Here is a 16,311-nt window from a genome sequence, read left to right on the forward strand (position 1 = left end):
CGACCTCGCCGCCGCCGACCTCGCCGCCGCCGCCGAGCTGGTGGCAACGGGCGCGCTGAACGCCTCGGTTTCATCTGGCATATTGCCGGTATTGGAGGGTTGAGACGATGGTGACGGAAAAAGTCTCCTCCCCATGCGAAATTCGMCAAGGCACCTCCCCCGTCATCCTCGGTTTTCCCCATACCGGCACCGAGGTGCCGGCTGAGATTGCCGACCGCTTCAACGACAACGGCAGGATGCTGGCCGACACCGACTGGCACATCCACCACCTCTATGACGGCCTGCTCGACAATGTCACGATCGTGCGCGCCACCTTCCACCGCTATGTGATCGACGCCAACCGCGATCCGGCCGGCGTCAGCCTCTATCCCGGCCAGAATACCACCGGCCTTGTTCCTGAAACGGATTTCGACGGCAAGGCGATCTGGAAGGATGGGCAGGCGCCTGACGAAGCCGACGTCGCGGCGCGGCTGCGGGACTTTCATGCGCCCTATCATGGCRCACTTGCCGCCGAGATCGAGCGCGTAAGAGCAATCCATGGCGTCGCAATTCTCTACGACTGCCACTCGATCCGCTCCCACATTCCCTTCCTCTTCGAAGGCAAGTTGCCGGATTTCAATATCGGCACAGACATGGGCAAGACGTGCGACAGCGCGATCGAGCAGGCGACGCTCACCGTCGTCGAAGCCGCCGAGGGTTACGACAGTGTGCTCAACGGTCGCTTCAAGGGCGGCTGGACGACACGCCACTATGGTCGGCCCGACACTGGTGTGCACGCGATCCAGATGGAGCTCGCGCAATCGACGCATCTCCAAACCGAGGCGGCGCCCTTCGCCTACGATGCCGCCAAGGCAGACAGACTTCGCGTGCATCTCAAAAACATTCTGGTGCGCATCGAACAGATTGCGCCCGACCTGAAACGCTGACGCCCGAAACCTGACGATTTAAAACCTGAGAACAGGGGAACCGCCATGAACAATCCACGCCACAATATCCGCGAAATCCGCGCGCCCCGCGGCAACGATCTCAATGCCAAGAGCTGGATGACCGAAGCGCCGCTGCGCATGCTGATGAACAATCTCGACCCTGACGTCGCCGAAAATCCGAACGAGCTCGTCGTTTATGGCGGCATCGGCCGCGCCGCCCGCACCTGGGAGGATTTCGACCGCATCGTCGCGACGCTGAAGACGCTGACGGAAGAAGAAACCCTGATCGTCCAATCCGGCAAGCCGGTCGGCGTGTTCCGCACCCACAAGGATGCGCCGCGGGTATTGATCGCCAATTCCAACCTCGTGCCGCATTGGGCGACCTGGGATCATTTCAACGAGCTGGATAAGAAGGGCCTTGCGATGTACGGCCAGATGACGGCCGGCTCGTGGATCTATATCGGCACGCAGGGCATCGTGCAGGGCACCTACGAGACCTTCGTCGAGGCCGGCCGCCAGCATTACGGCGGCAATCTCAAGGGCAAATGGATCCTGACCGGCGGGCTCGGCGGCATGGGCGGCGCCCAGCCGCTCGCCGCCGTCATGGCCGGTGCCTGCTGCCTCGCCGTCGAATGCAATCCCGATTCGATCGATTTCCGCCTGCGCACCCGCTATGTCGACGCCAAAGCCGAGACGCTCGACGAAGCGCTTGAGATGATCGACCGCTGGACCAAGGCCGGCGAGGCAAAGTCCGTCGGCCTGCTCGGCAATGCTGCCGAAATCCTGCCGGAGATGGTCCGCCGCGGCATCCGCCCCGATATCGTCACCGACCAGACCTCGGCCCACGACCCGATCAACGGCTACCTGCCGAAGGGCTGGACGATGGGCGAGTGGAAGGCAAAGCGCGAAAGCGATCCGAAGGCTGTGGAAAAAGCGGCGCGCGCCTCGATGCGCGAGCATGTCGAAGCGATGATCGCCTTCTGGAACGCCGGCGTGCCGACACTCGATTATGGCAACAATATCCGCCAGGTCGCCAAGGACGAAGGCCTCGAAAACGCCTTCGCCTTCCCGGGCTTCGTGCCGGCCTATATCCGCCCGCTGTTTTGCCGCGGCATCGGCCCCTTCCGCTGGGCGGCCCTTTCGGGCGATCCGGAGGATATCTACAAGACCGATGCCAAGGTGAAGGAACTGCTGCCTGACAACAAGCACCTGCACAACTGGCTCGACATGGCCAGGGAGCGCATCGCCTTCCAGGGCCTGCCGGCACGCATCTGCTGGGTGGGCTTGGGCGACCGTCACAAGCTCGGTCTTGCCTTCAACGAGATGGTGAGAACAGGCGAACTCTCCGCCCCGATCGTCATCGGCCGCGACCATCTGGACTCCGGCTCCGTCGCCTCGCCGAACCGCGAGACCGAAGCSATGMAGGACGGYTCSGAGGCCGTCTCCGACTGGCCGCTGCTCAATGCCCTGCTCAACACGGCATCGGGTGCGACCTGGGTGTCGCTGCATCATGGCGGCGGCGTCGGCATGGGCTTCTCGCAGCACTCCGGCATGGTCATTTGCGCCGATGGCACGGATCATGCCGCAAGACGCCTCGAGCGCGTGCTGTGGAACGACCCGGCGACCGGCGTCATGCGCCACGCCGATGCCGGCTACGAGATCGCCATCGAGTGCGCCAAGGAAAAGGGCTTGCGCCTGCCCGGCATTCTCGGGAACTGAACCCTCATGAGGATCCTGCGCGCCGGCGATCACAAACGCATGCCCTGGAAAAACGGCAAGGGAGAGACGGTGGAGATCGCCGTCTTTCCACCGGACGCGTCGATCAACGACTTCGACTGGCGCATCAGCATGGCAACAGTCGCAGAAGACGGGCCATTTTCGATCTTTCCCGGCATCGACCGCACGCTGGCGATCCTTGATGGCAACGGCATGGTGCTCGATGTCGCAGGCACGCCGGTGCTGCTGACAACGGCAAGCGATCCCCTGGCCTTCCCGGCGGATGTCCCCGTCGCCGCCAGGCTCGAAGACGGCGCGATCACCGATCTCAACGTCATGACGCGCCGCAACGGGCTCGCCCATACGCTGTTCCGAATCGACGTCGATGGCAGCAAGACCGTGCAGCTGCCGCCCTCGACATGCCTGTTGCTTTGCCATCGCGGCACACTCTCATTCCGGCGAAACGGCGAGACCGGCACGCTTGCGGCCGGCGATGCGCTGCTGATCGAGGCCACGACTGCTACCGCGCTGGAAATCGATGGCGAAGCCAGATGTTATCTCGCTTCGATCACCACAGGCTGATCTTCGAACAACAGATTGAAAACATTAAACAATCGAGGATTTGGCGAAGCATGTGCATAAACCATCGTCCTCTCGGGCCATGGACGTCATTCCTCGTTTCGGTCTAAACTTCGCCCTTCTGATGCAGAAGAAGACCTAGACTGCCCGCAACGTGCCGGGGAGCAAGGGAGCAGGCGTGACGGATCCATACGATATTCTCGGCGTTGAACGCGATGCGGACGAGGCGCAGCTGAAGGCCGCCTATCGGCGCCTGGCGAAGGTTGCCCACCCCGATTCGGGTGGTGATTCGGACGCCTTTGCCCATCTGCAGAAAGCCTATGGGCTGCTTCTCGATCCGGTCCGGCGCAAGGTCTACGACGATACCGGCTACGACGTCGAATTCGCCGATGCGGCCGAGTTGCAGGCGCTGGTGATGATCGAGAAGCTCGTCACCGACGCAGTGCTCGACGAGCGCGCACCCGGAAGTTTCGATCCCGTCGCCGTCATGCAGGACAGTCTTTCCGAAGAACTGCGCAAGGCGCGTTTCAGCAAGAGCGAGCTGGAGCGCCACGCCTCGCGAATCGGCCTGCATCTGGAACGGCTCGAAAAACAGTCCGGCCGCGATGTGCTTGCCCACATGTTCCGCGCCCGCATCGAAGCGATCTCCAAGGCGGTCGCGGAAACCGAGGCGAAGATCAAGGCGACGGAACGCGCCGCCGACATGATCAGCGGCTACGTCTACGACATCGATCCGCCGCCGCTGCCGGATGCCGCGGTCACCAGCATCGAGTGGGTCGAGGCCTCAAGGAACCGCTCCACCGGCTGACGGCGGACGACGCCGTTTCCTAATAAGACAGCTTCGGATACCAGTCCGCCGGCCGCCCTTCGGGCGTCGAATCGATGACGGTCCAGAGCGGCATCAGGTCGGGCGCGCCGCGCGGATCCTCACCCGGATCGGCGGTCACCCCGCCCATCTCCTGGCTCCAGAAATGGCGGATGGTGCCGTCGCGCCGCGTGAACACGTTGAAGGCGGCGTCATCGCCGCCATCTCCGCCGATGGCGTGATAGTCGCGGCTGTAATCGTCCGTCATGTCGGAATAAAGCGGCAGGTGATGCCAGCCACGCTCCTTCTTGAAGGCGAGCAGCCTTTCAATCGGCGAGCGGGCTACGACCGCAAGGGCTGCGCGCTGCTGAATGTCGGGCACCTCGCCGTCCCAGGCCGAGAGCAGCGAAGTGCACATCGGGCACGGGCGCTCGCGTTGCGGGCCGAACATGTAGCTGTAGACGATCAGCGTGTCCTTGTCGGCGAAGAGTTCGGCAAAGGAGGTCGGCCCGTCGCTGCCTTGGAAGCGGTAGTCTTTCGTCACCTCGCCGCCTGGCGGCAGCGCCCGGCGCTGTCTGGCCACGCGCTCGATGTGCCGGCGCAATTCGATCTCTTCGGCCAGCAGCGCGTCGCGGGCGCTGCGATACGCCTCGCTCTCATTGGGAAACCGGACGCCGTTCTTGGCCGCAAGCACGGCGGCGGGGACCAGATGCGGATTATCCATGACAATAGCTCCTTCTGTTGCCTGAGGACGTGCTGAAGCCACGACCGCGGTGCCAGCACATCATGACAAGGACGATCGGCTGATGCGAAAATCGACAGAGCCGACGGAAAATATTCGCCCGCGCTTTGGCCGGCTCGGTGCCCGGATCGCCAAAGCCAAGCAGATCAAGATCGCGCGGCCGAAATGCGGACCATCGAACAAGCTCATGATCAGCATCGCGCCCTTCCGAGAGGACGCCACCGACCCGATCGTACATGTCCCACGAGCGGATCTCCAGATTTGCTTCGTCGGGCGGCGCTGCGCTTGCGCAAACAGTAAGACAGGCTGGGCAGTACGYCAATGGCAGCCTCCACCCTACATCCTAAAGCTGCGTTAACGATAGATTAATATGCAATTTGACGTGGAACCGAATTCTGCGATGTTAGCAGCGGGCAACTGAGGGGTTATCCGTGAAAATGTATCTGTTAGCTCGACGTTTCGGCGTCGTGGCGATGTCGCTCGCCTTGGCGAGCTGCACAACGACGCCGGTTGAATTCAACAACAAGCCGTCGGCCGTGAGCAAGGCCGCGCTTTGCAAGACGGCACTGGAAACGCAAGATCCAGCGTTTCAATTCCAGCTCGTGGCGGAAGTGAACCGACGCGGGATGAGCATGTTGGAATGTGAGCAGATGGTCGCCCAGCAACGGCAGGCCGCCGCGGTTCTCGTGGGGCTTGCATTGGTCGGGACGGCGGCGGCAGTATGCGCCAATGGCAACTGCGGCGGCGGTGCATATACTCCACCGCGGCGCTATCCGGGCAACTGCCAGTACGATTGGCAGTATGACGCCGCGGGCAATAGGTGCGGCGGCAGAAGCGCAATGTCTCGTCCGGGAGGCTGGTAGTGCGGAGAGTGATGGCAATACTGTTTGCGAGCGCTCTGCTGGTGTCAAGCCTCGCGGGCCCCGGCTTCGCCCAGAGCTTCGGCGGGAATTCCTGCGTCGATAACTGCGAGGGTCACAGGGCCGGCTATGAATGGGCGGAGGAGAACGGCATTCAAAGCGAGGACGATTGTTCGGGCAATTCGTCGTCTTTTGAGGAGGGATGCCGGACTTATGTCGAAGACTCCGACCACGGGGCGGAGTACGACGATGAGGGGAATGAGATTGACGAGTAGCACCTGATGACCCGCTTCATTTGCAAAATTCCGGCAGCTTTTCTCCTCGGCGGCTGCGCCTCTGGACGGCCGGCAGCTTGGATGGACCGTCCGTTCGACCGGCAAATCGTGGTGGGGCATCGATTTCGCTGCGCCATGCCTAATGACCGCGCGCAGGTGAACCCATGACATCCCCCGATACCGCCACCCTCCTCGAAGACGCCGCCGATCGGATCGCAGATATCTCACGCGCCGACCTGCAGATCATGCTTCGCCGGGCAGCACTGCGGCTGCGGAATTCCGGCGCCGTGTCGATGGAGGATGATGTTGAGGAAGCCCTGCGCGACCTGGCCGGCGAGTTTGGCATGACGCGTAACGACACGATCAGGTTCATCGTGCGGGAGTGGATGGAGAAGAACACGTATCTGCCGGTGCATGAACTCGACGAAGACGGCGATGTTGATGGCACGGCTTGATCTCTTGGCGCAAACGCTACTAGGCTTCGGTCGTTAGGGAGAAGTCGTATTGGGTGCTCAAGAGCAGGCTCCGCTGTGGGTGTGGTTCGTGTTCTGCGCGTCAGGTGCCATTTTCGCCTACAACTGGTATTGGTACATCCGGTCAATCATCTTCTATTATAAGAATGGCTTCGACTTCAGCGAAGATTTCGGCCCAAAAATTTCCGAATTCGAAGATGATGATCGCTTCACGGCGAGGCCGAGAGAGAAACTCCTGATCGTTTGGCCTCTTTTCGTGGTGGTTAGCTCTGCCATCTTTATCCCAATTACTCTAGTTTTGACGGGGATCCTCAAGCCTTGTTACAATTGCGGGCCGTAGCGGCGCTGGTGGATTATTCCATCTCATAAACCGTCGCCTCATCCTGGACCTCCCGCAGCCCCTTAAAGGCCGCATGCCGCAGCTTCCCGTCATCCGTCCAAGCCCGGTATTCGATCTCGGCGATGAGCTTTGGCGTCACGAAAATTGCTCTTTTGCGATCGACGGAGGCAGCCGGCGTAGATGTGATGAGGCCATCGAGCTTCTCACGAAGCTCATAAGCATTACGCTGGTTGAAGCCAGTCCCAACCCCGCCGACGTAGACCAGCTCCTTGCCCTTGCGCGCGGCAAGCAGAAGCCGACCGATCCCGGCACGCGCGACCGTGGATCGTTCAAAACCGACGATCACAAAGCTGTCGCTCTGCACGCATTTGATTTTCAGCCAGTCGCCGAGCCGGCCGGAACGATAGGGCGAGTCACGCCGCTTGGCGATGATGCCCTCAAGCCCATGCTGGCAGGCGCTCGCCAGCAACTGATCACCGTCTGCCTCGATCTCCTCGGAAAGCCGGATATCGCCCTGCCCTTCGGCCGGCACCAGATCCTCGAGCAGATGCCGGCGCATGCCGAGTTCCGAATTCCTCAGATCATGACCATCGAAATAGAGCAGATCGAAGGTCATGAAGAGCGCCGTGTTTGACCTCTCCTTGCCGCCGCGACCGCCCAGCGATTGTTGCAGCAGGCCGAAATCCGGCCGGCCCTGATCGTCGAGAACCACCGCCTCGCCATCAAGGATCGCCGTGGCGACGGGGAGTTCTTTCGCCGCCCGTTCGATGGCAGGAAACCGGAACGTCCAATCGTGGCCTCCCCGCGTCAGGATTCGCACGCCTGTAGGCTCGATATGAACCGCCAGGCGATAGCCATCCCATTTGATCTCGAAAACCCAATCGTCGCCCTTCGGCGGCCTGGCCTTCAGCAGCGCAAGGCACGGCTCGATGCGCGCGGGCATAGGGTCCAAGGGGAGATTGGGCTGCGCAGGATCTCGGCGACGGTGCGGCCGGCTGCGGAGCGGCGCGTCGGCTTCACCGAGCAGCGGCTTGGAAGGCTTGCGAGGCGGCTTTGTCATCGCGCGATGACATCAGCAGCGCCTAAAAAAGCAATTGACCCAGATTGATTATTGACTCGCATCCAGATGAGAACATAATAAGAACATCGGCGCTGCGGCCGCCATTCTGAAAATCGAAATACGGAGCACGGATATGCGAGAGCAGCCGGTCGGCGAAGCCGTGGAAGACGATGAGCGCGAAAAGGTGATTGCCTACCACAGAGGCGATGCGCACGCAGCTATAGACACCCTGCTGGAAGATATCCGTCACCTTCGTCGGCAGTTGGCATTGACCGAAGGCGCCATGAGCCGAGGCATGGCCCGCGGCTGGCGACCGAGCTACCATCGAGACTGATATGCCCAAGATAAATCATGAGAGAAAGCGGCTGGGATGGCCGGTCTGCAACGTTGAACTAGAGACCAGGTCTGAAGCCTATGCTTGACTGTTCCCAACCAAAATCCGTGTCGTTCGAAATTGCTCTGAGGGACTGGTGGTCTTCGCAACCGCAGTCTTTCCGCGAGAGCACCAGCCTGTCGGTTGCCCGCGCATGTTTTCGCGGCGGATACACGGCAGGCAAACACACCCTTGAACGGCGCTTCGTATTCAAAGCCGGACGGATGCGCATCACAGTTTGGGCAACAGGCATCACGGACGCCAAGGAGAAAGCCGAAGCTGAGGCTGATTTCCGCGCGGCCCAGAAGGGGTGGCCGGTCCCGAAAGCGGGCTGGCAACTCCAGGAGGAAAGATGAGCGACACCGACAGACGGCCGCTGACGGAAGCGCCGAAAATGTATGTCCACTATTGCGAAGAAAAGGGATGCGAGGAGTGGGGCGGCTGGGGCAACAGCCCCTCCCCGGCTGTGGCGACCCGCTGGTGGTGCTTCGAGCATTTCCCACACAAGTCATATGAGCAGGAACAGGCACTCAGGCGGAAGCTAGAGGCGGCCGAGCGTGGAGATATTGTTCAATCATTGCTGGGCGGATCATCTGCGCATCGTTGACCGTCGGCGACGGCGACACGGTAAAATGGGACGGGCAGAACATGCGGTTGCTGGGGAAGGTGCTTCCTTCGTCGCTGGCATCGACACGCCGCAGACGCACGCGAAGTGGATGAAGGAACGGAAGCTGGCACTTGTCGCCAAAGAGAGGGCGGCCTGAAAGTGATGTTCAGCGGCACGGACCTGCGCAGCGGAACGAGGGGGCTGCGTCATGAAGGCGCCGTGGGCTCATTCACCGTCGGCTGCGAACTCAGTGAACGGTGATTACCGGGATGCCAGCTTCATCGGCGGCACGGATAAGCGCTGCTCGCGCGTCCTGAGCGGGAATTTCCCCATGAATTGCATTCCTGCACGCCCTAATCGCGATGAGATATTCTTCTCCATCGTCAATCGGCCAGCTAACCGTCAGCATTTCGGCAGCCTGGAAAAGGGTCGCGACAAGCTTGTATTTTTCCGACCCGCTTATAACCAGCATCAGAGGGGTAAACTCTGCGGATGTGTGCCATTTCATGACTTTAGGTCTCCCACGGTAAATATATTAGTAACCGTGCAAGAACTGTTCCGTGATCTTCGCCGCATCCCGAAGCTCGTTTTGCAGGCCGCATCATGGAAAGGAGAACATTTCTTAAAGGCGCTTCAGTCGCCTCAGCATCGCCGGCGTCAGCAGGGGCACCTGTTGGTAGGGTCGGCGGCGAGCAGTTCGCTGCTCGAGAAAAGCATCTCGTTCACGGCGCCACCTCTTGAATAAACGGAAGGACACGCGAGTTTTCCCGGCTAGCGAGGAGGAAATCATGTCCGTACCCAACGAGCCTATCGTTCCGCCGCCAGCGCCGCCGATCGGCAATCCCGAACCTGAGCGAGATCCTGGGGAGACTCCGCCGCCGGACGGCCCCGAGCCAGACGACGGCGACGATCCGATGACGCAAGCTCACGCACAGGAGGCCCAACGAAGCCCGACTTGGGGACTGCTCTGCCGCGGCGTTCAGGTGCATGCTGCTGACTAAGATCATGCGACGTTCTTTCTGATGGGAGTGAGCTCCCCGTCCTTGGGCAGATCCGCTTGATGATTGCAGGCATAAGATCGATCACCTCGGCCAGTGACCAAACTCGTCCAGAATCGGTCGCTTGTCGGCCTGGCAGCTCGATCGATATCGCTCGACAGTCGCGTCGTCCAATTCCGATCGGTCGCCATCCTAGTCCGGCTCGCTATCCGTCCTCCGAACCAGGATGACAACAACGGCTTCATCCCCTCGGGACGGGACCCTAACGGTAACAATCAACGCTTGACAGCTGCCTCTGACCGGTGAGTTGTTGGCACGTAGCGGCGGCGGCGCGCAATATCGCGGGAAACTCTTCGAAAAATAATGATCTATAAATAGGCCGCAAAGGACTTTCGTGGTTTATTAATGGATCAAAAGGTGATCATGCCCAAGCCCATATCACGCGCTTACTCACATTACAGCCGGGACGCCCTGCTGGTTTTCAGCCAGTTGATCAGGCGCGCTCGGATCGAGCGCAAACTCACCACACAGGAGCTTGCAGATCGCGCCGGTATCTCGCGCGGCCTGTTGCAGCGGATCGAAAAGGGCGACCCTGCCTGCGCCATCGGAGCCTTCTTCGAGGTGGCCGCCATTGTGGGCGTGCGTCTGTTCAACGCCGATCATGCAACGCTTTCAACGGCGATATCTGCAAACAACGCGATGCTTGCTCTTCTTCCGAAGTCCGTTCGCCCTCCTCTACCCAGGTGAATGATGACTTCTAAGGCTGAGAACAACGAACTTTCGTCTGGGTGTGGTTATCGGAAAGCGCTCCCGATGAGAGGCAGTAATAACCGACAACGCGCTCGCCCTCGCAAACCCCATATGTTCGCGATGCGCCGCGGACCTGATTGGCCCGCGCCCGGCGGCGCAGCCATTCATCAAGGCTGTCGTGCCCGCTGTCGAATAGGTGCAGATCGTGCGCTTCGCCAAGAAGCGTCGGTGCCGACAACACTACGACTGCCAGGGTTTGGGAGCGTTCATCAACCGTTCGAAGCCTTCGCCAGTTGGCGGCTGGTCGAGCACGGCGAGATAGTGTTTGTGGCTGTCAGGATCGACCCGCACCAATGTCTGATCGAGAAGCGCATCTTCGGCGGCACGGCGCGAAGCGTCGATCATAAAATCCGAACGGGTTTTCCCGTGGGCCTTGGCGGCGCGGTCGATCAGGACGCGAACGTCCTCACGAACCCTCAAATTAACGGCGCGGGTATGGGTATCAGTGGCGTTTTTGCTGGTCATGGCCTTTTCCTTCAAGGCCAATACACCACAAACGCATAGACAACGTGTATCTATTTCTTGCGGTATTGCGGGTTGAAATCCCAAGGACTCCCTTTCAGTTCCTTCTGGACATGGGCGCTGATCGCCTTCGAACGGAAGCCCGGCTTTCACCGATAGACAAGAAACTGTTCTGGCGACGCCAGTTCCTCAATCCCTATGCCTTCGAGAGCGCGCCCGCCGCATTGCGGGCGCTAGTTGAGTTATCCAGCAGCCCGGGATCGCGCCTCTCGCCCATGAACCAGCAAATCCGCGCATTTGGAAAGGCGAACACTAGGCCCCAGCTCGTCCGCGTGCCGCCAATAATCGGCAGCAACGACGGTCGTTCGTGCGTTCTCAATCACATCCGCTGGATCGACGCTTTCCCGCGATCCAATTCGTCGAGCCCCTTGAGCATCTTGGAGGACTTCGGCTCCTTCAATTGCAAGTTATTGACTGAGAGCCTGAGGGGTACGGGACCTTCGCTCAAAGGTAAGCTCGCGAAAAGAACACCGCGGTCGTTAAAAAGGCGACCGCGAGGGTTAGCACCCGAACGACCGATGATGGCAGCCTTCGTCCGATATGCGCTCCGATCCACCCGCCGATAACGGCTCCAATCGTCATGGGAATGCACTCCTGCCATACGATTGCCCCGGCAAGTACGAAGACGACGACGGCCACCGCGTTGGCGGCAGTGACCATCACCATTCTTGTCGGATTCAGGCTCTTGATGTCCCCGCCCCCGAGCGCGCTCCATGCCGCAAGCATCATGAGACCCACCGCGCCGCCAAAATAGCCGCCATAAAGACCGAGAAAGAACTGAACCGTTGCGAACGCGAGAACACTCGGACGTGCCTGCGTCTGCAACTGGGCGCTAAGCCTCGGACCTGCAGCCAGCATTAATGTCGCCACCAGCAAAAGCCATGGCAGGATACCATCGAAAATCCTCGATGGGGTTAGCAGCAATAGAATGCTTCCGGCCACACCACCCATCACCGTCACGATGGCAATGGGCATGACATTGACGCCGCACACACTCTTAACCCCGTCACGATAGACCCACGAGCTCGCCATGCCGCCGGGAAACAAGGCTAAGGTGCTTGTCGCGTTTGCGGCTACCGACGGCACTCCGACCGATATCAGCGCAGGCAGGGATACGAACGACCCGCCGCCCGCCAATGCATTCATGCTGCCTGCCAAAAAGCCAGCAAGGAAAAGAAGCATGATATCGTACATGTTCAGGTCGCCTCAGCACCCAGGCCTGATTCCGGCCGAGCCCCTTGTCCAGTACCGCCGTCAAATCGCCGCACGCCGTTGCACGTCCAGAAGAGTCCGCCCCAGGACTGCCATTCGCCGTAGTCAAGGAAACGCAAATTGAGAGCCATTCATCCGATCACCATGAGGGTATCCTTGAGGAAGAGATGTACGTCATCGCTTTACACCGCCCCTCACCTGGCCAGGCCGCGTGGCACTCAGAGAACGAATACTCAGTGGCTTAGAGCCAACGACGGAGCGTTGACCCTCGTGGCCATCAGACCTGAAAATGTCCGGATGAGGTGATCGTGTATGTAACGCCGGCCTCTGCGTAGAACAACATCGCCCGTTCGCACAAGACATCGGCAGCGCTTTCATCGAAGGGGATTCGTAAAAACTGCCTTTGACATCTCGCGACGATCAATATATCTATATGGCTATATAGCCACCTGGTGATATATGGACAGCAGCCTCGATGCGATTTTCTCCGCACTCTCAGACCCAACAAGGAGAGCAATCCTTCAGCGGCTTGCTCACGGCAAGGCGACCGTGGCCGAACTCGCAGATCCCTTCGAGTTGTCCCAGCCTGCCATTTCAAAGCATCTCAAGGTCCTGGAACAGGCCGGATTGATCCGCTCCGGCCGTGAAGCGACTTCGCGTCCCCGCGAACTTCAGCCGGACGCGTTGAAGAAAATCTCTGATTGGATTGGCGATTACAGACGCTTCTGGGATCAGAGCTTCGATCGTCTCGATGGCTATTTGTCCAAGGTACAAGGATACGAAGATGACAAATCCGAAGACTGATACTGACAGTGCCCGCGACCTGGTTTTTGTACGAAGGTTCAATGCCCCATGCGATCTCGTTTTCAGGGCATGGACCGACCCGAAAGCGCTAGCGCAATGGAGCGGTCCTCACGGTTTCAAGGCGGTGGGCGACCAGCTTGAAGTCTGGCCAGGCGGTAGACACCGCGCCTGTCTGATAGCGCCAGATGGAGAGGAGCACTGGGTTGGCGGAAAATACCTTGAGGTCGAGCCTCCGCACAGGCTTGTCTTTACACATGCCTGGGAGATCGGAACCGGCGAAACGAGCCCGGAAACCGTCGTCACCATCACGTTAAAGGAAAGCGACGGGGGAACGGAAATGACTTTTCGGCAAAGTGGATTTGAAAGCGCATCATCGCTTAAGGGCCATGAAGGCGGTTGGTCGCAGAGCTTCGAGCGACTTGGCGCCTTTCTGGGGGCTGAATCCGAAGGGCCGGATCATGAGTAAGGCGGCGATGAAGCTTTACTATTGCGAGACGCTCAATCCTCGCAAGGCCTGCGCCGCTGCCCGTTTTCTTAAAGCCGACGTCGAATTCATAAGGATTGACCTGGCAAGCGGAGAGCAGCGCACCCCAGAATTCCTGGCTCTCAACCCGAACGGGAAAGTCCCTGTGCTACAGGATGAAGGCGGAACCTTGTGGGAAGCGAATGCCATCATGTGCCGGCTGTCTGACAGTGTTGCCTCGGATTTCTGGCCGCACGACCACAGGCAGATCGACGTCCTCCGGTGGCTGAGTTGGGACGCCAGTCATTTCACCCGGCACGCGGCGGCGTTGTGGTTTGAAACCTTGATCAAACCTTTGTTCGGCGGGGAGCCTAACGTCGCCGCGATCGAAGATGCAAAAACGAGCTTTCGACTTCATGCTCGCGTGCTCGACGACCATTTGGCGACAAACACCGTCGCGGTCGGGAAGACCCTGACTGTCGCAGATTTCGCATTGGCCGCTGCCCTTCCTTATGCCGCTTCCGCTGAGATTCCACTTGCCGAGTTTCGGCATATCGAGGCGTGGTACGAACGGCTTGAACAACTCGATGCGTGGCGAAACCCTTTCCCGACGTAAGAGGGTAGGCTCGTAAGAAGGTGACCAGTCAGCCGCTCTTCGTGACTGCCTGTCGCCGAAAAGTGCTGAGCGAACTCTTGTTGGGCGATGGAAATAGCGACATACGCGTCCAGGTGCCAACGTCCCCTCGAGAGATGATCCATGGCTCGTCGCGATCGTCATTGGATCCGTTGACGAAATGTAGGCTGGCTGCCTGCCCTCATCCTACTCTCATGCGACGAAGTCCGGCCTAGGGACAGCAAGCCTGGACGGAATGGTTGCACGTGAGCCTCCGTGCCCGGCGCGCCCGCAGTCGTGCTCGCGATCGACATGCTGCAAGTGGGGGTGAACTTCGGGCGCGATAGCGCTAGTAAGGGACAACCACGCCCCGCATCGCCGAGCCAGACATGCCGCCAGCCTATCGATATTCCAAGCTCTTTCGCCGCTCCCGCGTCTTATGGGGCTCTTTCTCGCTTTGGAAGCCGAGGCTGGTCTTTTGGTGCGGGGCATTAGCAATCGGGGTGATCAGCGTCGGCTTTGCAAAGCTTGCGGATCTGGCGCAAAAGGGCTTTGGGTCTCTCACCTCGTCCGGTGAATGGGCCTTCCTGCTGCCACTGGCGCTGAGCCCGCTCGGCTTCATGCTGTCGGCCTACCTGGCGGCGACGCTGTTTCCAAATTCTGGCGGTAGTGGCATCCCGCAGGCGATCGCCGCTCGCCATCTGAGGGACGAGGAGGACCGGACGCGGCTGCTGTCGCTGAAGATCGCCTTTGGCAAGATCGTGCTCACCGCGCTCGGACTGTTCTCTGGCGCCTCGATCGGCCGCGAGGGCCCGACCGTGCAGGTCGGCGCGTCGATCATGCTCGCCGTCGCCCGGTTCAGTGGGATGGCGCAGGCGCGCGGGCTGATCCTTGCCGGTTCAGCGGCGGGAATTGCGGCCGCGTTCAATACGCCGCTTGCCGGAATCGTCTTCGCGATCGAGGAAATGAGCCGGACCTACGAGTCTCGGGCGAACGGGCTGGTGCTCACGGCAGTCATCCTCTCCGGCCTTGCCGCGCTCGGGATTTCCGGAAGCTACAATTATTTCGGCATGGCATCGGCTGCACCCACGGAGCTTCGCGACTGGGGGCTGGTTCTGATCTGCGGCATCGGCGGTGGTGCGCTCGGCGCGGCCTTCAGCGGCTTCGCGTTGCATTTCGGTCAGAAGATCCGCCGCTGGGCGCAACCACAGCCGCTGAAGCGCATGCTGGCACTTGCTGGCATCTGCGGACTGGCGATCGCAGTCATCGGCGTGGCGTCGGGAGGCACGACTTTCGGCACTGGCTACGAGCAAGCACGAGCTGCGGTCGATGGCAACGCCCTGCCTTTGCTCTTCTTCATCGAAAAGCTCGCCGCCAGCTTCCTGTCCATGCTGTCAGGTATTCCGGGCGGGATCTTCGCACCGTCGCTCGCCGTCGGCGCCGGTTTCGGCAGCACCATCGGCTCTCTGCTCGGCACTAGCATCGCGCTGGCGGCCATCCTCGGCATGGCCGGTTATTTCGCGGGCGTCGTGCAGGCGCCGATGACTGCCTTCGTGATCATCCTAGAAATGACCGGCGATCATCAGGCGGTCATCCCGATCATGGCAGTGTCGATGGTCGGTTACGTGACCTCCCGGATCCTATCGCGGGAACCCCTCTACCACGGCCTTTCACGCGTCTTCATTGCGGCGGCGATCCGGGCACGGCGCATTGTCGAAAGGGAACCGGAGTAAACTAAGTTCTCCGCAGACGACCGGCGAATATGCGCGCGATTATCTACTGAGTGTATGCTACGAGCGTAGACCTGACACCTTTTGGACGCTGTTCGGTCTATCAAGCGCCTCGCAGCAGCATCTCCAAAATGGCTATCGGCCCTTGCCAAGTGTTAGCAAAACATCTGCACTCGATCTTGCTAACAATTTGACCACAAGAGCTGGATCAGGCAGCCCGGCGGCCAAACCAACGTGCAAGCCAATGGTCGATCGACAGTTTTCCCGGCCCCCATGCCATGAGCGACAGCGCCATCGCAGCCCAGGTAATGTGGATCGGCCATCCGTCCGGCACCGTGAGCTCGACGATCAACGTCATGAACAGCAGGCCGGTCGCCGCAAATCGGGTAGCGAAACCCAGGAC

Annotated in this window: 22 protein-coding genes and 1 pseudogene; 17 read left to right on the forward strand and 6 right to left on the reverse strand. The window is 60.3% G+C overall.

From position 1 onward, the window contains the following. Nucleotides 1–107: 107 nt before the first annotated feature. The 4 genes from hutG to AC1ECN_RS36140 all read left to right on the forward strand — a co-directional run bounded on the left by hutG (nucleotide 108) and on the right by AC1ECN_RS36140 (nucleotide 4,029). Nucleotides 108–926, forward strand: coding sequence for an N-formylglutamate deformylase (gene hutG / locus AC1ECN_RS36125; protein ID WP_477955737.1), 819 nt, complete (start codon nucleotides 108–110; stop codon nucleotides 924–926). 45 nt (nucleotides 927–971) lie between these two features. Further along, entirely contained in the window at nucleotides 972–2,645 is a 1,674-nt protein-coding gene (gene hutU, locus AC1ECN_RS36130; RefSeq protein WP_477955739.1) for a urocanate hydratase, read from the forward strand. Nucleotides 2,646–2,651: 6 nt separating this feature from the next. Further along, nucleotides 2,652–3,224, forward strand: coding sequence for a HutD/Ves family protein (locus tag AC1ECN_RS36135; RefSeq protein ID WP_130674101.1), 573 nt, complete (start codon nucleotides 2,652–2,654; stop codon nucleotides 3,222–3,224). A 175-nt stretch (nucleotides 3,225–3,399) separates the two neighbouring features. Next, on the forward strand, nucleotides 3,400–4,029 hold the full coding sequence (locus AC1ECN_RS36140) for a J domain-containing protein (RefSeq protein WP_024319880.1): 630 nt from the start codon (nucleotides 3,400–3,402) through the stop codon (nucleotides 4,027–4,029). A gap of 19 nt (nucleotides 4,030–4,048) precedes the next feature. On the opposite strand, the gene AC1ECN_RS36145 is transcribed toward AC1ECN_RS36140, so the two are convergent. Then, nucleotides 4,049–4,750 carry a DUF899 family protein gene (locus tag AC1ECN_RS36145; protein ID WP_130674102.1) on the reverse strand — a complete coding sequence of 234 codons (702 nt, stop codon included), beginning with the start codon at nucleotides 4,748–4,750 and terminating at the stop codon, nucleotides 4,049–4,051. Nucleotides 4,751–5,205: 455 nt separating this feature from the next. On the opposite strand from AC1ECN_RS36145, the gene AC1ECN_RS36150 reads away from it, so the two are divergent. The 4 genes from AC1ECN_RS36150 to AC1ECN_RS36165 all read left to right on the forward strand — a co-directional run bounded on the left by AC1ECN_RS36150 (nucleotide 5,206) and on the right by AC1ECN_RS36165 (nucleotide 6,716). After that, nucleotides 5,206–5,631 (forward strand): hypothetical protein, encoded by a 426-nt coding sequence (locus AC1ECN_RS36150; RefSeq protein ID WP_130674132.1) that lies wholly within the window; start codon nucleotides 5,206–5,208, stop codon nucleotides 5,629–5,631. Continuing rightward, on the forward strand, nucleotides 5,631–5,903 hold the full coding sequence (locus AC1ECN_RS36155) for a hypothetical protein (protein ID WP_130674103.1): 273 nt from the start codon (nucleotides 5,631–5,633) through the stop codon (nucleotides 5,901–5,903). The genes AC1ECN_RS36150 and AC1ECN_RS36155 overlap by 1 nt, the downstream gene beginning before the upstream one ends. Nucleotides 5,904–6,067: 164 nt before the next feature. Beyond that, complete coding sequence (locus tag AC1ECN_RS36160) at nucleotides 6,068–6,358, forward strand: CopG family transcriptional regulator (protein WP_075225169.1); 291 nt, start codon at nucleotides 6,068–6,070, stop codon at nucleotides 6,356–6,358. Nucleotides 6,359–6,407: 49 nt separating this feature from the next. After that, nucleotides 6,408–6,716, forward strand: coding sequence for a hypothetical protein (locus tag AC1ECN_RS36165; protein WP_130683055.1), 309 nt, complete (start codon nucleotides 6,408–6,410; stop codon nucleotides 6,714–6,716). A gap of 13 nt (nucleotides 6,717–6,729) precedes the next feature. On the opposite strand, the gene ligD is transcribed toward AC1ECN_RS36165, so the two are convergent. Continuing rightward, on the reverse strand, nucleotides 6,730–7,776 hold the full coding sequence (gene ligD, locus AC1ECN_RS36170; RefSeq protein WP_130674105.1) for a non-homologous end-joining DNA ligase: 1,047 nt from the start codon (nucleotides 7,774–7,776) through the stop codon (nucleotides 6,730–6,732). A gap of 133 nt (nucleotides 7,777–7,909) precedes the next feature. Here ligD and AC1ECN_RS36175 point away from each other — a divergent pair, with 133 nt between their 5' ends. From AC1ECN_RS36175 to AC1ECN_RS36185, 3 genes are all read left to right on the forward strand, one after another. After that, the gene (locus tag AC1ECN_RS36175; RefSeq protein ID WP_130674106.1) at nucleotides 7,910–8,110 is read left to right on the forward strand and encodes a hypothetical protein; all 201 of its coding nucleotides are present in this window, start codon (nucleotides 7,910–7,912) and stop codon (nucleotides 8,108–8,110) included. A gap of 80 nt (nucleotides 8,111–8,190) precedes the next feature. Further along, complete coding sequence (locus tag AC1ECN_RS36180; protein WP_130674107.1) at nucleotides 8,191–8,505, forward strand: hypothetical protein; 315 nt, start codon at nucleotides 8,191–8,193, stop codon at nucleotides 8,503–8,505. Further along, nucleotides 8,502–8,756: a hypothetical protein gene (locus AC1ECN_RS36185; protein WP_130674108.1), complete on the forward strand. Its 255-nt coding sequence runs from the start codon at nucleotides 8,502–8,504 to the stop codon at nucleotides 8,754–8,756. The genes AC1ECN_RS36180 and AC1ECN_RS36185 overlap by 4 nt, the downstream gene beginning before the upstream one ends. Nucleotides 8,757–9,003: 247 nt before the next feature. On the opposite strand, the gene AC1ECN_RS36190 is transcribed toward AC1ECN_RS36185, so the two are convergent. Then, entirely contained in the window at nucleotides 9,004–9,264 is a 261-nt protein-coding gene (locus AC1ECN_RS36190; RefSeq protein ID WP_018069830.1) for a DUF982 domain-containing protein, read from the reverse strand. A gap of 280 nt (nucleotides 9,265–9,544) precedes the next feature. Here AC1ECN_RS36190 and AC1ECN_RS36195 point away from each other — a divergent pair, with 280 nt between their 5' ends. Both AC1ECN_RS36195 and AC1ECN_RS36200 read left to right on the forward strand, forming a co-directional pair. Beyond that, nucleotides 9,545–9,757, forward strand: coding sequence for a hypothetical protein (locus AC1ECN_RS36195; RefSeq protein WP_156925179.1), 213 nt, complete (start codon nucleotides 9,545–9,547; stop codon nucleotides 9,755–9,757). Between the two features lie 420 nt (nucleotides 9,758–10,177). After that, nucleotides 10,178–10,515, forward strand: a pseudogene (locus AC1ECN_RS36200) (helix-turn-helix transcriptional regulator). 229 nt (nucleotides 10,516–10,744) lie between these two features. Here the strand turns inward: AC1ECN_RS36200 and AC1ECN_RS36205 are convergent. Then, nucleotides 10,745–11,029 carry a type II toxin-antitoxin system TacA family antitoxin gene (locus tag AC1ECN_RS36205; protein WP_130674109.1) on the reverse strand — a complete coding sequence of 95 codons (285 nt, stop codon included), beginning with the start codon at nucleotides 11,027–11,029 and terminating at the stop codon, nucleotides 10,745–10,747. A gap of 501 nt (nucleotides 11,030–11,530) precedes the next feature. Then, on the reverse strand, nucleotides 11,531–12,280 hold the full coding sequence (locus tag AC1ECN_RS36210) for a sulfite exporter TauE/SafE family protein (protein ID WP_130674111.1): 750 nt from the start codon (nucleotides 12,278–12,280) through the stop codon (nucleotides 11,531–11,533). Nucleotides 12,281–12,757: 477 nt separating this feature from the next. On the opposite strand from AC1ECN_RS36210, the gene AC1ECN_RS36215 reads away from it, so the two are divergent. The 4 genes from AC1ECN_RS36215 to AC1ECN_RS36230 all read left to right on the forward strand — a co-directional run bounded on the left by AC1ECN_RS36215 (nucleotide 12,758) and on the right by AC1ECN_RS36230 (nucleotide 15,911). After that, nucleotides 12,758–13,102 (forward strand): ArsR/SmtB family transcription factor, encoded by a 345-nt coding sequence (locus tag AC1ECN_RS36215; RefSeq protein WP_018069823.1) that lies wholly within the window; start codon nucleotides 12,758–12,760, stop codon nucleotides 13,100–13,102. Next, a complete protein-coding gene (locus AC1ECN_RS36220) occupies nucleotides 13,083–13,568 on the forward strand; it encodes an SRPBCC family protein (protein WP_027689980.1) in 486 nt (161 codons plus the stop codon). Before AC1ECN_RS36215 ends, AC1ECN_RS36220 begins: the two co-directional genes overlap by 20 nt. Then, the gene (locus AC1ECN_RS36225) at nucleotides 13,561–14,181 is read left to right on the forward strand and encodes a glutathione S-transferase family protein (protein ID WP_130674112.1); all 621 of its coding nucleotides are present in this window, start codon (nucleotides 13,561–13,563) and stop codon (nucleotides 14,179–14,181) included. The genes AC1ECN_RS36220 and AC1ECN_RS36225 overlap by 8 nt, the downstream gene beginning before the upstream one ends. Nucleotides 14,182–14,567: 386 nt before the next feature. Next, nucleotides 14,568–15,911, forward strand: coding sequence for a chloride channel protein (locus tag AC1ECN_RS36230; RefSeq protein WP_130655367.1), 1,344 nt, complete (start codon nucleotides 14,568–14,570; stop codon nucleotides 15,909–15,911). Nucleotides 15,912–16,116: 205 nt separating this feature from the next. Here AC1ECN_RS36230 and AC1ECN_RS36235 read toward each other — a convergent pair. Beyond that, nucleotides 16,117–16,311: DoxX family protein (locus tag AC1ECN_RS36235; protein WP_477955742.1), on the reverse strand; the 195-nt coding region annotated here is incomplete at its 5' end.

Source organism: Rhizobium sp. 01N447_2, assembly GCF_056399245.1.

Bases quoted from the DNA above. Each gene is read 5' to 3' on its own strand.
- AC1ECN_RS36135 (WP_130674101.1), top strand. From the start codon at position 2,652: ATGAGGATCCTGCGCGCCGGCGATCACAAACGCATGCCCTGGAAAAAC.
- AC1ECN_RS36145 (WP_130674102.1), bottom strand. From the start codon at position 4,750: ATGGATAATCCGCATCTGGTCCCCGCCGCCGTGCTTGCGGCCAAGAAC.
- AC1ECN_RS36150 (WP_130674132.1), top strand. From the start codon at position 5,206: ATGTATCTGTTAGCTCGACGTTTCGGCGTCGTGGCGATGTCGCTCGCC.
- AC1ECN_RS36160 (WP_075225169.1), top strand. From the start codon at position 6,068: ATGACATCCCCCGATACCGCCACCCTCCTCGAAGACGCCGCCGATCGG.
- ligD (WP_130674105.1), bottom strand. From the start codon at position 7,776: ATGACAAAGCCGCCTCGCAAGCCTTCCAAGCCGCTGCTCGGTGAAGCC.
- AC1ECN_RS36175 (WP_130674106.1), top strand. From the start codon at position 7,910: ATGCGAGAGCAGCCGGTCGGCGAAGCCGTGGAAGACGATGAGCGCGAA.
- AC1ECN_RS36180 (WP_130674107.1), top strand. From the start codon at position 8,191: ATGCTTGACTGTTCCCAACCAAAATCCGTGTCGTTCGAAATTGCTCTG.
- AC1ECN_RS36185 (WP_130674108.1), top strand. From the start codon at position 8,502: ATGAGCGACACCGACAGACGGCCGCTGACGGAAGCGCCGAAAATGTAT.
- AC1ECN_RS36190 (WP_018069830.1), bottom strand. From the start codon at position 9,264: ATGAAATGGCACACATCCGCAGAGTTTACCCCTCTGATGCTGGTTATA.
- AC1ECN_RS36195 (WP_156925179.1), top strand. From the start codon at position 9,545: ATGTCCGTACCCAACGAGCCTATCGTTCCGCCGCCAGCGCCGCCGATC.
- AC1ECN_RS36205 (WP_130674109.1), bottom strand. From the start codon at position 11,029: ATGACCAGCAAAAACGCCACTGATACCCATACCCGCGCCGTTAATTTG.
- AC1ECN_RS36210 (WP_130674111.1), bottom strand. From the start codon at position 12,280: ATGTACGATATCATGCTTCTTTTCCTTGCTGGCTTTTTGGCAGGCAGC.
- AC1ECN_RS36215 (WP_018069823.1), top strand. From the start codon at position 12,758: ATGGACAGCAGCCTCGATGCGATTTTCTCCGCACTCTCAGACCCAACA.
- AC1ECN_RS36220 (WP_027689980.1), top strand. From the start codon at position 13,083: ATGACAAATCCGAAGACTGATACTGACAGTGCCCGCGACCTGGTTTTT.
- AC1ECN_RS36225 (WP_130674112.1), top strand. From the start codon at position 13,561: ATGAGTAAGGCGGCGATGAAGCTTTACTATTGCGAGACGCTCAATCCT.
- AC1ECN_RS36230 (WP_130655367.1), top strand. From the start codon at position 14,568: ATGCCGCCAGCCTATCGATATTCCAAGCTCTTTCGCCGCTCCCGCGTC.